Raw genomic sequence first — 13,670 nt, 5'->3', positions numbered from 1 at the left:
CGGCCGGCAGCCAAGCTCCACTGACAGCCTTATTCGGCCGGCATCGCCACCGGACGCGCCGCCAGATGGCCCGCCAGCACCACGCCCAGACCAATGATCGGGAATGCCGCCGCGACCACGCCGAGGTCGGCCGGTGCGCCGTAGCGCAGCACCGCGGCGCCAACCACCGCACCCAGTGCGACGCCGAGATAGAGTGCCGAAGCGTTCAGCGACAGCACGATGGGCGCGGCATCGGGCGCCAGCTTGATGATACGGCTGGCCTGCGCCGGCGGGAATGCCCAGCCGACGATGCCCCACGGCACCATCATGGCCATCAGCGCCGGCCCGGCGATCTCGCGCGGCAGGAACATCGGGATCAGCGAAAACGTGACCAGCATGGTGGCACTCAGCGCCAGCGACCAGCAGACGGTGCGCGTCGCGCCGAAACGGTCGGCGGCCTGCCCGCCGCCGATATTGCCGATGACCGCGCCAACGCCGAAGGCGAGCAGCATTCCGGGAAGCGCGATCGGGTTCAGTCCGCCGCCTTCGATGGCGAGCGGCGCGACAAAGGCAAAGACGGTGAAGGCGCCGATCAGTGCCAGGATCGTCGTCACCAGGATAGGCATGACGCCGGGGCGGAGTGCCGCTGCCAGCCGCATCCGGAGCGGCAGCCTGGTGCCGACGATGCCGCGCGGCAGCCGATACCACAGGATCGCGCCGGCGAGGGCGCCAAGGCCGGCAATGGCAAAGAATGTGCCGCGCCAGCCGGCGACCGTCGCAACAAGCGCGCCAAGCGGCGCGCCGACCGCGACCGCAACGGTGGTGCCGCCGACGACCACGGCAATGGCGCGGGCGCGATGATGGTCGTCGACAAGCGCAACGGCCGTTCCCTGTGCGGTCGCCGCGAACAAGCCTGACGACAGCGCCATGACGATGCGCGCGATCAACAGCAATTCGAAGGAGGAGCTCAGCGCCGCGGCGACGTTGCCCAAAACGAAGAACACCAGTGTCCACAGAATGACGCGGCGACGATCCCATTCGCCGGTCAGCGTTGCCAGGATCGGCGTGCCGATCGCATAGGCGAGCGCAAACGCCGTAATCAGCGTGCCGGCGAGCGGAACGGAGATGGCGGCATCCTTTGCAATGTCGGGCAAAAGGCTGGAGATGACGAAACCTTCGGTCGAAATCGTGAACGATCCGAGCGCAAGCCAGATGAGGCGCTTATCCATGGCAATTTCCTTAGTTCAAAGGTTATTGAACAATTGGACATAACAGGGCATGATGTCAATAAAGCCACTGCAAAATAGCCGAACCATCCTGACAGCCCGGTGTCAGGACGGAGCGACGGGACGAAACTATGTGTCCATCAGCCACGAGAGGAGATGCGTTGAAATCGGCTCCGAATGTGCTTAATTCCTGGGCATGACCTTGCCCCATCCCACCGCCGACCAGATCAGCCTGCCGAACGTGCTTGCCGTGCTCGGCGACCCCACGCGGTTGGCCATCGTGCGCTATCTCGCCAGCAAGGAGGGTGTGCCGCTGAATTGCAGCCGGTTCCTCGATCTCTGCTCGAAGACCAATCTGAGCTACCATTTGGCCAAGCTGCGCGAGGCCGGCGTCACCCGGACCGAGGCGGTTGGCACCAGCCGGCTGATCACGCTGCGCCGTGACGATCTCGACCGCCGTTTCCCGGGCCTGCTCGACAGCGTGATTGCCGCGGCCGGCGACGACGCATCGTTGCCGGCGGTCGGCGGCCACGAGATCGAAGTCCGCGCCTGAACGACGCGAAGCTGGATTCCGCTCTCGCCGGCTTCGCGAGATGAGCAAAGTAGCTTCACCCGCCCTCCAGCCACTCCAATTAACGGAGCCTGCCATGCGCATTGCCGTCTTCGCCGACATCCACGGCAATGTCCTGGCGCTCGACGCCGTGCTCGATGATCTGCGGCAGCGCGGCGGCGCCGACCTCATCGTCAATCTCGGCGATTGCGTTTCCGGCCCGCTGTGGCCGCGCGAGACCATGGAGCGGCTCGAGGCGCTCGACCTGCCGACGGTACGCGGCAATCACGACCGCCGCGTTGCCCGCGACACCGCCGACGAGACCATGTGGCCGTCCGACCGCTACGCGCAGGAACGGCTGACGGCAGGCCAACGCGAGGCGCTGTTCGCGCTGCCCCTCACGCTCGATGTGGCGCCCGGCGTGATCGCCTTCCACGCCCGGCCCGACCACGACGAAAAATACCTGACTGACGCGATTGTCGACGGCCGACTGGTGCGCGCGCCGCTGGCCGCCATCGAACGGCGCCTCGGCGCGATCGATCCCGCCTGCCGCATCATGCTTTGCGGCCACAGCCATCGCAGCGAGCTGGTCCGCATTCCCGGCGGTCCGATCATCTTCAACCCGGGCAGCATCGGCTGCCCGGCCTATGACGATTCGACCCCGCCGGCGCATGTCTCCGAACAGGGTTCGCCGCACGCTCGTTACGGCCTCGTCGACTTGCACCCCGATCGTTTCGAAGCCATCGCCGTTGATTATGATCACGAGGCGGCAGCGCGTCAGGCCGAGCAGGCGGGACGGCCCGAATGGGCTCACGCGCTGCGCACCGGCTTTATGTCCGGCTGAACGCGGAACGCGTTCATGCCGCCAGGCTGAGCTTGCTCATGCCAGGCTGAACGTATGACCGCCTTCGAGCGGCAGAAGCCGCGACTGATCCAATCTTCAGTTGTCAGACGCGGATCGCTTCGATCGCTTGGCAGGACGTCGGGCGCTGGCCGCCGAAGTCTTGGGAGCCGAAGTTTTGGCCGCCGAAGTCTTGCGCGATGAAGCCTTTGGCCGTGACGTCTTGGGCGCTAGTTGCGTCGGGTTGAAGGTCTGTGCAGGAACCGATTCAGAACCGGCCCGAATGTCGGCTTCGCGCACCTGCTGGCCAAAGTTCAGGCCGGTCAGCTGTTCGATCTCGGCCACCGTCGAAAGAAACTCCGATACCCTGGCAATTTCAAGCGGGTCGTCGAGTGCCTCGGCACGCTCGCCGAACGCTTCGGGCATCACTTCCAAAACCGGCTTCTGGTCCGCCAGCAGCGCGATGGCGCGCAGGCCAGCTTGATCGGACCACAGAGCGATCTTCCAGAACTTCAGCGGAACATGGCTGTCGAAGCGGTAGGGAGGATCGTCCTCGCGGAACACTGGCCCGGCAAACACCGTGACACGGCCTCGCGTCGTATAGGCGTTGCGCAGCACATAGGTTTCCACCGCGCGCCATCTCAGCTTCCCCTTGGAGCCGGGGTGGTTAAGCGAGCTTCCCTGATTGAAGAAGCCGACTTGCGGCGCAGCATTGGTATAAAAGAACGTGTCGCGTTCTGCCGCGACCGCCTCCTGATCCACCCCCCATGCAGGGTCGCCGCGAAGCGTAATATGGCCCTTCTGGAACATTCGAGCTATTCGTTCCTTGGATTTTGCGACGGGAAATCCAGGCACATTCTGGCTCGAATAAAATTCCTGGGTCATCTGCTCGCCAAGATCGATGCGGCGATCGGGCCGGAAAGCATCGCTGGCTTCCGAACCGGAAATCGACTCCACCCCCAATTCGACAAGCGACGGGTTGTTGATGACCGTCTTGTCCTCACGATTGACCGCCTTGGTGCGGGATCCATCGATATTGCAGGCGGTGACGAAGGCAAGCCTGCGATCGGCGTTCATCAAGATCGAAAAATGATGATAGCGCAATTCGTGTGGGTCCTCGCCCGGTTTGGCAAGAAGGTTTTTGGCCAACCGGAAGGGTGAATCGGCAACCGTCGGCATTGGCAGGACAAAACCCGGTATGAAGCCGGGCTCATACCCTCCGCGATCGTCGAAATCCTCTGTTTTCCAGCCCGCGGCCTCGGCGATGGCCACCTTCGCGGGTTCGCTTGCCGGGCCTTTGCCGTCGTTTCGTCTCGCATCGCCTCCGTCGCGGTCGATCAGCGGCGCCCGGACATTTATCTCGACGGGAAAAGTCCAGGTGACCGAGCCATCGGCGTTGTGTCTCGTCGCCGGCGGATTGCCATCCGGTTCCGGTCGCTGCACCGGCTTGTCCAGCACATCTTCGCGAATGTCGGCGTTCAGCCGAACTGTCTCGTCCATCATGCGCGGCGTGCCGGCCCAAATCGCCAGAGCTTGCGAAACCGCCGATGCCGAGGAGCCCGGCAGCCTGGACTTTCTAGCACCGAGATCGTCAACGATGGCGCTGATCCGTATGCCTTCGTTGATCTCGCGTGCAAGCGCATAGCCGCCTATACCCGTCACCTCGTGGAACGGACCGGCCCAATGGTGCAGGGCGATAGGCTCCCATTCGTTGTTGAAGACCGGGGATCCGGACGAACCCTGTTCGGTATCGGCGACATAGTGCAGCACTTGTACCGTTTCGTCGCGAGCCACCAGCCGGTTTTCACGCAGCACCAGTTCCTTGAAGCGGCCATCGGGATGCTGAACGATGTTGGCGATTTCGCCGAGCATATGCTTGTCGCGCGCGTCCGACAGCGAGATAAAACCGAACTCCCCCAGTTCCTTTGGACCGGAGCGCCGCTCGCCGACCCCGATCAGCGTATAGTCCAGACCTTCTATGCTATCGGTCACGAAACAGGATTCAGGATCGAACAGGAAGGTCGTCGGCGTACGCACGGCATTCGCACCGTCCTGCTCATAATCGAACTGGACCTGGAAGCGCCGGGAATCCGCCGGCGACGAAATCACATGGTTGTTGGTGAGGAACAGCCTTGGCCCGACCAGAAAACCCGATCCTTGTGGATTGCCGTTGAGAAAGGCAACGCGGCCGACCGCATCGGCCGCACGGCGCCCACGCTCGAGGAATGCGACCCCGATGAAATCGAGCGTTGGGCCGAGAATTGCCTCCGGCCCTGGCTGCTTGGCGGCGGCCTTTCTTTCCCCGGCAGACCTCATGTCGATCGCTGCCGATATCATCTCCGCTTCGGTGCGGCTGAGCGACGCCTTTACCTGCAGCCTGTCGAGGCGCCTGGAGAGGGTCTGTTCGGCGGCCAGCGGATTGCCGTTGGCGATGTGACCAAGTGAAGCCTCAATCTCGGCGCGCGTTTTCTTGATACGCTGGCGAACTATGTTTTCCACCTGCGCAAATATTTCAAGGTCGACCATATTGCCCTCCTCAACCTTACTTGAGAGAGTGCATATTTACATGAAATGTGCAATATTTTGCCGGCTGTTAGTTCACGGAAGTGGCCTGGTCGCGATTCAACACGCGGCACCTTTTCGGGCTTACACAGCGCCGCCTCGTCGCCTATAAAAACCGGCTGGCGTGCGATGGCGCTTTCGTGCCTGGCCGCGCCTTCGGCAATTGAACCCACCGCCCATGGCAGATGATTAGGCGCACAGTAACACTCCCGACGACGCTGCTTGCGATGGTTGCCGCTCCGCTGATGCTGGCGGAGCTGCCGGCCAACGGCCAGGAGCCGGAGCCCATCATCTCGATTGTGATGGGTCTCGCTCCGGATGACCTCCTCAACGTGCGCGCCACGGCATCGGCCATGGGCAAGATCGAGGCACGGCTGCCGAGTGGTTCGAGCGTGAAGAATCTCGGCTGCGGCGACGTCAGCGGCTACAAGTGGTGCAAAGTCCAAGACATCGACGACCCGAAGTTGAGCGGATGGGCTCCGGCGCGCTACCTCGACCCCATCAATCCCCGGCAAGTGACACCGCCGGCAGCGGCCAGTGCCGAGAGCCCTGCGCCTCAACCGCTGCCCGATCTGACAACCCGCCTGGGCGCAACGGGTCCCGAAAAGACGCTGAACTCCGCTGATGCCATCGGCAGGGCGGCGATCGAGGATGCTTACCGCCTGGCCCTGGCCGGTGGAAATTCCTCGACTGGACAGGTTGATGGATCGCCGCCCGCAGCAGTGGGTCCCGTCCAGAATTTCGGCGCGGCCAACGCGGCGCCTCCGCCCGACGCACAGACCGTTGCACGGTTGCAGCCGCCGGGGACACCGGTCCCAGGTGCCGGTAACGCCATCCCCTGCGCGCGCTATCTCGGCCAGCCGATGACCAGCTGCAAGGCAAACGTCGTGCGCACCGGCGACAAGATCGACGTGACCGTGACATGGCCCGACGGCGGCACGCGCATCATCAGCTTCAAGGCCGGCAAGCCGGCCGGTGCGGACGCACCCGGCGAATTCCGCTTCACCCGCGAGGGCAGTCTGAACATCATCCGTATCGGTGCTTCCGAACGCTTCGAGATTACGGATGCTTTGGCTGGGTTAGGGATAAGGCAGTAGGGCAGTAGGGCAGTATGTTTTAAAAGGGCGCTCGAACCTCTGCCCTACTGCCCTACTGCCCTACTGCCCTACTGCCCTACTGCCCTACTGCCCTACTGCCCTACTGCCCTACTGCCCTACTCCCTCATTTTCGGGGTTACATCCGGCAAACTCTTCCCTATAAGGCCCTCCTAGCCTGATACCAGAATCGCGAGCACAACCGGCCGGGTCATCCCGTCCGGCTTTTTGTGCAAGCCGCCCGCCGAACGGACCTCGACATGCCAAGACGCACCGACATCAAGTCGATCCTGATCATCGGGGCCGGCCCCATCGTCATCGGCCAGGCCTGCGAGTTCGACTATTCCGGCACCCAGGCCTGCAAGGCGCTGAAGGAAGAGGGCTTTCGCGTCATCCTGGTCAATTCCAATCCGGCCACCATCATGACCGACCCGGAGCTGGCCGACGCCACCTATATCGAGCCGATCACGCCGGAAGTTGTCGCCAAGATCATCGCCAAGGAGCGGCCCGACGCGCTGCTGCCGACCATGGGCGGCCAGACAGCGCTCAACACCGCTCTGTCGCTGCGCCGCATGGGCGTGCTCGACCGCTACAATGTCGAGATGATCGGCGCCGACGCCACCGCAATCGACAAGGCCGAGGACCGCGCACTGTTTCGCGAGGCGATGAACAAGATCGGCCTGGAAACGCCGAAGTCGATGTTGGCCAACGCCACCGACGTCAAGAACGCCGACCGCAAGACGCACGAGGCCGAGCGCGCCGCACTGAAGGCGGAAAAGCCGGAAAATCTCGACGCCGCGCTCGACGCGCTGGAAACGCGCTGGAACCTCGGCGAAGGCGACCGCAAGCAGCGCTACATCAGCCACGGCATGGCGATCGCAGCACAAGCGCTCGACCATGTCGGCCTGCCCGCCATCATCCGCCCCTCCTTTACCATGGGCGGCACAGGCGGCGGCATCGCCTACAACCGCGCCGAATTCTACGAGATCGTCCAGTCCGGCCTCGACGCCTCGCCGACCACCGAAGTGCTGATCGAGGAGAGCGTGCTCGGCTGGAAGGAGTACGAGATGGAGGTTGTCCGCGACAAGGCCGACAACTGCATCATCATCTGCTCGATCGAGAACATCGACCCCATGGGCGTGCATACGGGAGACTCGATCACCGTCGCCCCGGCGCTGACGCTGACCGACAAGGAATACCAGATGATGCGCAACGCCTCGATCGCGGTGCTGCGCGAGATCGGCGTCGAGACTGGCGGCTCCAACGTGCAGTTTGCCGTGAATCCTGCCGATGGAAGACTCGTGGTGATCGAGATGAACCCGCGCGTCTCGCGCTCGTCCGCACTCGCCTCCAAGGCGACCGGGTTCCCGATCGCCAAGATCGCCGCCAAGCTCGCCGTCGGCTACACGCTGGACGAGCTCGAGAACGACATCACCGGCGGCGCCACGCCGGCCTCGTTCGAGCCGAGCATCGATTATGTCGTAACCAAGATCCCGCGCTTTGCCTTCGAGAAATTCCCGGGTGCCGAGCCGGTGCTGACCACCTCGATGAAGTCGGTCGGCGAGGTCATGGCCATCGGCCGCACGTTCCAGGAATCGCTGCAGAAGGCGCTACGCGGGCTGGAGACCGGCCTGACCGGTCTGGACGAGATCGAGATCCCCGGCATCGGCCACGGGAACGCGCCCGCCAGCCATGTCGACGACCGCAACGCCATCCGCGCCGCTCTGGGCACGCCAACGCCCGACCGGCTGCGCATGGTGGCGCAGGCAATCCGCATGGGCACCTCGCTGGAAGACGTGCATGCCATGTGCAAGATCGACCCGTGGTTCCTCGAGCAGATCGCCGGCATCCTCGCGATGGAGGATCGCATCCGCGAGCACGGCATCCCTGAGGACGCCGCCAATCTGCGCATGCTGAAGGCGATGGGTTTTTCCGACGCCCGCCTCGCATCGCTGGTCAGGAAAGACGTCGAAGAAATCCAGAAGATACGCGACAAGCTCGACGTTCATCCCGTCTACAAGCGCATCGACACGTGTGCCGCCGAGTTCGCCTCGCCCACCGCCTACATGTACTCGACCTATGAAGTGCCGTTCGCCGGCGCACTCGCCAACGAGGCTCAGGTCTCGTCGCGCAAAAAGGTCGTCATCCTCGGCGGCGGCCCCAACCGCATCGGCCAGGGCATCGAGTTCGACTATTGCTGCTGCCATGCCGCTTTTGCGCTGCGCGACGCCGGCTTCGAGGCGATCATGGTCAACTGCAACCCCGAGACCGTGTCGACCGACTACGACACCTCCGACCGGCTCTATTTCGAGCCGCTGACGCCGGAGGACGTGCTGGAGATCCTGCGCGCCGAGCAGGCGTCGGGCGAACTGGTCGGCGTCATCGTCCAGTTCGGCGGCCAGACGCCGCTGAAGCTCGCGGATGCGCTGGAGAAGGCCGGCATCCCGATCCTCGGCACCTCGCCCGACATGATCGATCTCGCCGAAGACCGCGACCGCTTCCAGAAGCTCTTGCACAAGCTCGGCCTTAGCCAGCCGAAGAACGGCATCGCCTATTCGGTCGAGCAGGCCCGCCTCGTCGCCGGCGAGCTCGGCTTCCCGCTGGTCGTGCGCCCGTCCTATGTACTCGGCGGCCGCGCCATGCAGATCATCCACGACGAAAGCATGCTGCAATCCTATCTGCTCGACACCGTGCCCGGCCTGGTGCCGGAGGACATCAAGCAGAAATACCCGAACGACAAGACCGGCCAGATCAACACGCTGCTCGGCAAGAACCCGCTGCTGTTCGACACCTATCTCTCAGGTGCCATCGAGGTCGATGTCGACTGTCTCTGCGACGGCAGGTCGACCTACGTCTCCGGCATATTGGAACACATCGAGGAGGCCGGCATCCATTCCGGCGACTCAGCCTGCTCGCTGCCGGTGCACTCGCTGCCCTCCGAGCTGGTCGACGAGCTCGAGCGCCAGACGGCCGCCCTTGCCCGCGCGCTCAATGTCGGCGGCCTGATGAACGTGCAATATGCGATCAAGGACGGCACCGTTTACGTGCTGGAGGTCAACCCGCGCGCATCGCGCACCGTGCCTTTCGTCGCCAAGACTATCGGCCGGCCCATTGCCAAGATTGCTGCCCGCATCATGGCCGGCGAGAGCCTGGAAGACGCCTTCGCCCATTACGGCGCCATGCCCGACCCGCGCAACCCCGGCCACATCGCGGTCAAGGAAGCGGTGTTTCCCTTCGCCCGCTTCCCCGGCGTCGACATCTTGCTCGGCCCGGAAATGCGCTCGACCGGCGAGGTCATGGGCCTCGACCGCGACTTCGCTTTGGCCTTCGCCAAGAGCCAGCTCGGGGCGGGTGTTGATCTCCCCCGCTCCGGCACGCTGTTCGTCTCGGTGCGCGACGAGGACAAGAAAGGCATATTGCCGGCGGTCAAGCGCCTCGCCGGCCAGGGTTTCAAGGTGCTCGCCACCTCGGGCACCGCCCGCTTCCTCGCCGAAAACGGCGTCGCCGCAGAGAAGATAAACAAGGTGCTGGAAGGCCGCCCACACATCGAGGACGCCATCCGCAACCGCCAGGTGCAGATCGTCTTCAACACCACGGACGGCCAGAAGGCCGTGTCGGATTCGAAATCGCTGCGCCGGGCGACGCTGATGCAGAAGGTGCCGTATTACACCACGCTGTCGGGCGCGGCTGCGGTGGCGGAGGCCATTGCGGCGCTGAAGGCGGGGAGCCTCGAGGTCAGGCCGCTGCAGGAGTATTTTGCATAGGCGATTAGCCAATCTCCCTCCTTGTGGGGGAGATGGCCGGCAGGCCAGAGGGGGGCGCTGTCCCGCCGGCGCACCCGAGTGTTCAAGGGTCGCTCAACTTGTTTGCCGCCAAGACGCCAATCTAATCTCACAGGTCATGCGAAAGGTTCTATTATTTTGGAGCTTTTGACGCCCTTAAAAGGCGATCGAATTCGACGTCGATTGTCTCCAACGAGGCAATAATCTTCTGCAGTGTCGTATATTCGTCCTTCGGGTCGACTGCCTTCTGTACGTGACCCTTCCCACTCGTATGTGCCACTGCTCCCCGAGCTTCTCCAAAATTATTCATTGTCTGCAAAAATATTGGGTCACATCTTCCCATATCGAATCCAATCGGAACGAACATTTCCATAATGTTTCTTTCTTTTACTCCATGATTTTCGAATTTAATTCTCTTGTGAAATTCCGATACACACTTCGAAAATCGATCATCAATCGAAGTTCTGCTCGGCCATTCTTTTAATTTATTCTGCTCGGTTGCGTGTAAAGTCTCAGGTGGACGATCTGTTGATCTTCCGCCGAAACCGATCAAATGGAATGTAACAATAGAAACAAATTTGTTCGTCTCCCAAGCGTCAAGAGCTGTTGCGGCCACTTCAAGAACGCGGTCTTCAAAATACGTCTCCACCTCCGCATGTGTCAGAACGCGAAAAGAAAGCGCACGGGTCGTTACGCGCAGCGGATCTTTGTAAGAGCCGGTCGGGTCGAATTTGGATGGCAAAAGCATGCGCTTCAATTCTCTGACGCGCATCTTAAGATCTTCAAGGCGAGTCGACGCCATCTAGTGAAAGCCGTCGAACGTTATACGCGAGCTCCCATCTTTCCTAGTTTCGAGAGCGGGCACATTAATGTCTTGTTGAAGAGCGGCACGAAGTCCGCCCCCCCAAATTGACAAGCGGTCGAACGTGTGCGGCATACCGGCTGTATCACTTTCGATGGCCTCCGAGAACGACGCATCAGCGAGGCATGAGGTGTATAGCTGTCGGACTTTCTCAGCGTTAGCCGCCATTGCCGTTCTGATTTCATAATCCGCAGCATAAAAAACAAGGACATCGAAAATTGCTCTGTTGAAGGATCGCGAACCAGGCTTTCGGGCCAACATGTCATCGCCAAATATATCCATAAGAACATCAACAGCTGCGTTAAATTGCTCAATATCGAGACCAACAGAAACCTGGACTTTTTCCCACGTTTCGTTAAGCACCATACAAGTGTTGTCAAGAAATTCTTTCATTCTCCCTGAGTACCTAGGAAGGAACCGCCGATAAGCCAAGTACCGAACAATAAGCTCTACGTCACGCATACGAGGATCCGGCGTCGTTCTACTCATTAGTCTCTGGACGTGAACCGACGCAATCGCGGTATCATCAATAAAGTCCGAAAATGGCCCGGGTACCATAGCTTGGCGCAATTCTTGAGGAGAAAGTTTAACACTTCCCGTATTTAATCGAAGGAATACAGTATGAAGAAAATTTGTATTTGGCCAATTTCGAATTACTACGGTTCGAATTGTATTATTGAAAAAGGCGTTTAGATCATCCCTTCTTGCGGGATCCTTCTCCAACTGAGAGAAATTCTTTCGAAGAAGATCCGTTCGAACTTCCAACCCAGAAAGGCGAAAAGCATTCTTTGCGCCTTCAGCGTTTCCCGTAAATTGCAACAGAGATAGCAACCTTTGCTTTCCATCCAATACGATAAATTGGCCTCTTTGATTTTTCTTTTCGGCGAGAACTATCTGCGGGATAGGAAATCCTAAGATAACACTTTCAATAAATCTTCCTTTCCCCCCAATCGACCAAGCATCTCTCCTTTGGAACCGAGGGCTCATGTCGATGTTTTTATTCGTCAATTGGGATATGACAGTTTGAACCGTCCAATCGGACGAATATAGAACGGCTTCTGAAAAAGAAGCTGTATCTTTTGGATCTAGGACCGCATCGTCCTCATCGACAAATTCAAGATCTGCTTCAGCCATCGCTTCTCTCATCTTTCCCGTGTCTTAGCCAAGAATTAGCTCGTTACCGCAAGGCCGACGGCATTGGTAGCACTGATTTGAGCATTCAGGCAGGGCTTGAACAGCTCGATCGAGTCTTGGCCAAGCTCCGGCGGCGGACCAACCAGAGTGCCAGCGTAACGCTAGGAAACTGGTCTTCACAACGTCACCTTCACCCCACAGCCACACACTCGATCTCGATATCAAACTCCATCGGCCATGACGCCACCGGCACAAAGCTGCGCGCCGGCGGATTGACGCTGAAATACTTCGCGTAGACCCGGTTGATGGCGTTGTAGAAGGCGGAATTGACGGCGTAGATGCGCCATCACCACATTGTGTCGAGCGAGGTGCCCGCCGCTTCCAGGCAATGTTTCAGCGCCTTCAGCGACGCTTCGGTCTGCGTTTCGATGTCGCCGCGCACCATCTCGCCCTCACCGCCGTCGAGCACGGCAGGCCGAGCGCCCGCACCTAGGCCGACATCACCGGCACCTCGATGACTTCTTTCTTCATGGCAAGCCTCCCTGGATTTTGCCGGGAGCTTATCTGTCCGTCCCGGGAACGCCAGTGCCGACGCTCGCCTCAGTTCAGAAACCCAATAAACCGCCCCGCAAACAGCACGGACGTCCACAGCATCAGCGAAAGCACACCCAGCACGGTCGTGACCCCACCAGCCGCCTCGTCACCGCTTTTTGCGCGGCGCATGAAGACGAGGAAATTGGCGCCGGCGAGGAGGATGAGGGTCATCTTGGCGAGAAAGATCGGCATCGCCGCATACTCACTCGCCCTCACCGAAAAAAGCAGCGAGCCCGTGACAAGCGCGCCGCCGAAGGCGGCCAATGCCGTACGGCGCAGCAGCGCGACGAACGCCGCTTTCGGCAGCGAGCGGAAGGCGCCCAGGATCCTGAGGTCCATCAGCCAGACGCTGGTCACCAGTGCGCCGATCGACATGATGTGCAGCGCATTGACGATGGGGTAGGCGACGAAAGAAGCCTTCAGTCCCCGCACAAGCGCGAGTTGCTCGATGCCGGCGAAGAACCCGTCCATTCAGGCCGGCGGCACGCGGTCGGGATAGACGTCATAGGTCTTGCCGCCGATAATGATGCGGACTGCCTTCATGCGCTTTTCGCTCTCGTCGCGCGAGCGATGGCCGATCGCCGTCACCTCGTCCCCGACCTTGGCAACACCTTCCGTGAAGCCGGCGGCGATGGTGCGGGACGGCGGCGCCATCTCCACCCGCCAGACTTCTCCCTCGGCGTCGACGTCCAGAGTGGCGTGCGGATTGCCGATATAGATGGCCGTGATCCTGCCCTTGAGTTCGAAGAACCCATCCTGCGTCCACGACCAGCCATGATGGGCATAGGCCGCGGTGGCGCCGGCAAGCATCACCGCCGCTGCCAGCGCAACGCTCCGGTTGAAAGGTGACAGCATCGCCCGTCTCCTCGGTTCCGGCACTAGAGGGTAGGTCACGGCGCGGCAGCGTCAAATCACATGAGGTCTGCGCCGCCCCTCATTGCCCTGCCGGGCATTTCTCCCCGTATAGTGACCTATCGCATTCACACATCTGGGTTGCGCTTTGCGGCGAAGCTCGATTCTATTTCGGCGGGAAAGCCGAAGGAGGA

The 13,670-nt window shown here is 61.2% G+C and carries 10 protein-coding genes and 1 pseudogene; 4 read left to right on the top strand and 7 right to left on the bottom strand.

Annotated elements, in window-relative coordinates; translation table 11 throughout:
- Window positions 1-29 precede the first annotated feature (29 nt).
- Window positions 30-1,208, bottom strand: a complete 1,179-nt coding sequence (locus AC0L2Y_RS21785; protein ID WP_473559402.1) for an MFS transporter — start codon at window positions 1,206-1,208, stop codon at window positions 30-32.
- 193 nt (window positions 1,209-1,401) lie between these two features.
- Here AC0L2Y_RS21785 and AC0L2Y_RS21780 point away from each other — a divergent pair, with 193 nt between their 5' ends.
- Window positions 1,402-1,758, top strand: coding sequence for an ArsR/SmtB family transcription factor (locus tag AC0L2Y_RS21780; protein ID WP_023719360.1), 357 nt, complete (start codon window positions 1,402-1,404; stop codon window positions 1,756-1,758).
- Between the two features lie 94 nt (window positions 1,759-1,852).
- Window positions 1,853-2,599, top strand: coding sequence for a metallophosphoesterase family protein (locus tag AC0L2Y_RS21775; RefSeq protein WP_473559400.1), 747 nt, complete (start codon window positions 1,853-1,855; stop codon window positions 2,597-2,599).
- Between the two features lie 96 nt (window positions 2,600-2,695).
- Here the strand turns inward: AC0L2Y_RS21775 and AC0L2Y_RS21770 are convergent, their stop codons facing one another.
- Window positions 2,696-5,122, bottom strand: a complete 2,427-nt coding sequence (locus tag AC0L2Y_RS21770) for a DNA/RNA non-specific endonuclease (RefSeq protein ID WP_473559398.1) — start codon at window positions 5,120-5,122, stop codon at window positions 2,696-2,698.
- 281 nt (window positions 5,123-5,403) lie between these two features.
- Between AC0L2Y_RS21770 and AC0L2Y_RS21765 the strand changes: the two genes are divergently transcribed.
- Window positions 5,404-6,255, top strand: coding sequence for an SH3 domain-containing protein (locus AC0L2Y_RS21765; RefSeq protein WP_473559396.1), 852 nt, complete (start codon window positions 5,404-5,406; stop codon window positions 6,253-6,255).
- Between the two features lie 257 nt (window positions 6,256-6,512).
- Window positions 6,513-10,016: a carbamoyl-phosphate synthase large subunit gene (gene carB / locus AC0L2Y_RS21760; protein ID WP_473559394.1), complete on the top strand. Its 3,504-nt coding sequence runs from the start codon at window positions 6,513-6,515 to the stop codon at window positions 10,014-10,016.
- Window positions 10,017-10,167: 151 nt separating this feature from the next.
- Here the strand turns inward: carB and AC0L2Y_RS21755 are convergent, their stop codons facing one another.
- The 5 genes and pseudogenes from AC0L2Y_RS21755 to AC0L2Y_RS21735 all read right to left on the bottom strand — a co-directional run bounded on the left by AC0L2Y_RS21755 (window position 10,168) and on the right by AC0L2Y_RS21735 (window position 13,479).
- Window positions 10,168-10,806, bottom strand: coding sequence for a HEPN domain-containing protein (locus tag AC0L2Y_RS21755; protein ID WP_473559393.1), 639 nt, complete (start codon window positions 10,804-10,806; stop codon window positions 10,168-10,170).
- Window positions 10,807-10,836: 30 nt separating this feature from the next.
- Window positions 10,837-12,030, bottom strand: coding sequence for a GmrSD restriction endonuclease domain-containing protein (locus tag AC0L2Y_RS21750; RefSeq protein ID WP_473559391.1), 1,194 nt, complete (start codon window positions 12,028-12,030; stop codon window positions 10,837-10,839).
- A 190-nt stretch (window positions 12,031-12,220) separates the two neighbouring features.
- Window positions 12,221-12,519 (bottom strand): annotated as a pseudogene (locus AC0L2Y_RS21745) (RidA family protein).
- 111 nt (window positions 12,520-12,630) lie between these two features.
- A complete protein-coding gene (locus AC0L2Y_RS21740; protein ID WP_473559389.1) occupies window positions 12,631-13,095 on the bottom strand; it encodes a DUF6644 family protein in 465 nt (154 codons plus the stop codon).
- Window positions 13,096-13,479 carry a DUF6152 family protein gene (locus tag AC0L2Y_RS21735; RefSeq protein ID WP_473559387.1) on the bottom strand — a complete coding sequence of 128 codons (384 nt, stop codon included), beginning with the start codon at window positions 13,477-13,479 and terminating at the stop codon, window positions 13,096-13,098.
- Window positions 13,480-13,670: the final 191 nt, after the last annotated feature.

The organism is Mesorhizobium sp. WSM4830 (genome assembly GCF_055811495.1).
Note: the sequence above shows the minus strand (reverse complement) of the source record. Positions and strands in the feature narration are given on the sequence as shown.

What these genes read in the sequence shown, in the direction of transcription:
- AC0L2Y_RS21735 (WP_473559387.1), bottom strand. Translation starts at nt 13,479, where the DNA reads ATGCTGTCACCTTTCAACCGGAGCGTTGCGCTGGCAGCGGCGGTGATG.
- AC0L2Y_RS21785 (WP_473559402.1), bottom strand. Translation starts at nt 1,208, where the DNA reads ATGGATAAGCGCCTCATCTGGCTTGCGCTCGGATCGTTCACGATTTCG.
- AC0L2Y_RS21755 (WP_473559393.1), bottom strand. Translation starts at nt 10,806, where the DNA reads ATGCGCGTCAGAGAATTGAAGCGCATGCTTTTGCCATCCAAATTCGAC.
- AC0L2Y_RS21740 (WP_473559389.1), bottom strand. Translation starts at nt 13,095, where the DNA reads ATGGACGGGTTCTTCGCCGGCATCGAGCAACTCGCGCTTGTGCGGGGA.
- AC0L2Y_RS21765 (WP_473559396.1), top strand. Translation starts at nt 5,404, where the DNA reads ATGCTGGCGGAGCTGCCGGCCAACGGCCAGGAGCCGGAGCCCATCATC.
- AC0L2Y_RS21780 (WP_023719360.1), top strand. Translation starts at nt 1,402, where the DNA reads ATGACCTTGCCCCATCCCACCGCCGACCAGATCAGCCTGCCGAACGTG.
- carB (WP_473559394.1), top strand. Translation starts at nt 6,513, where the DNA reads ATGCCAAGACGCACCGACATCAAGTCGATCCTGATCATCGGGGCCGGC.
- AC0L2Y_RS21750 (WP_473559391.1), bottom strand. Translation starts at nt 12,030, where the DNA reads ATGGCTGAAGCAGATCTTGAATTTGTCGATGAGGACGATGCGGTCCTA.
- AC0L2Y_RS21770 (WP_473559398.1), bottom strand. Translation starts at nt 5,122, where the DNA reads ATGGTCGACCTTGAAATATTTGCGCAGGTGGAAAACATAGTTCGCCAG.
- AC0L2Y_RS21775 (WP_473559400.1), top strand. Translation starts at nt 1,853, where the DNA reads ATGCGCATTGCCGTCTTCGCCGACATCCACGGCAATGTCCTGGCGCTC.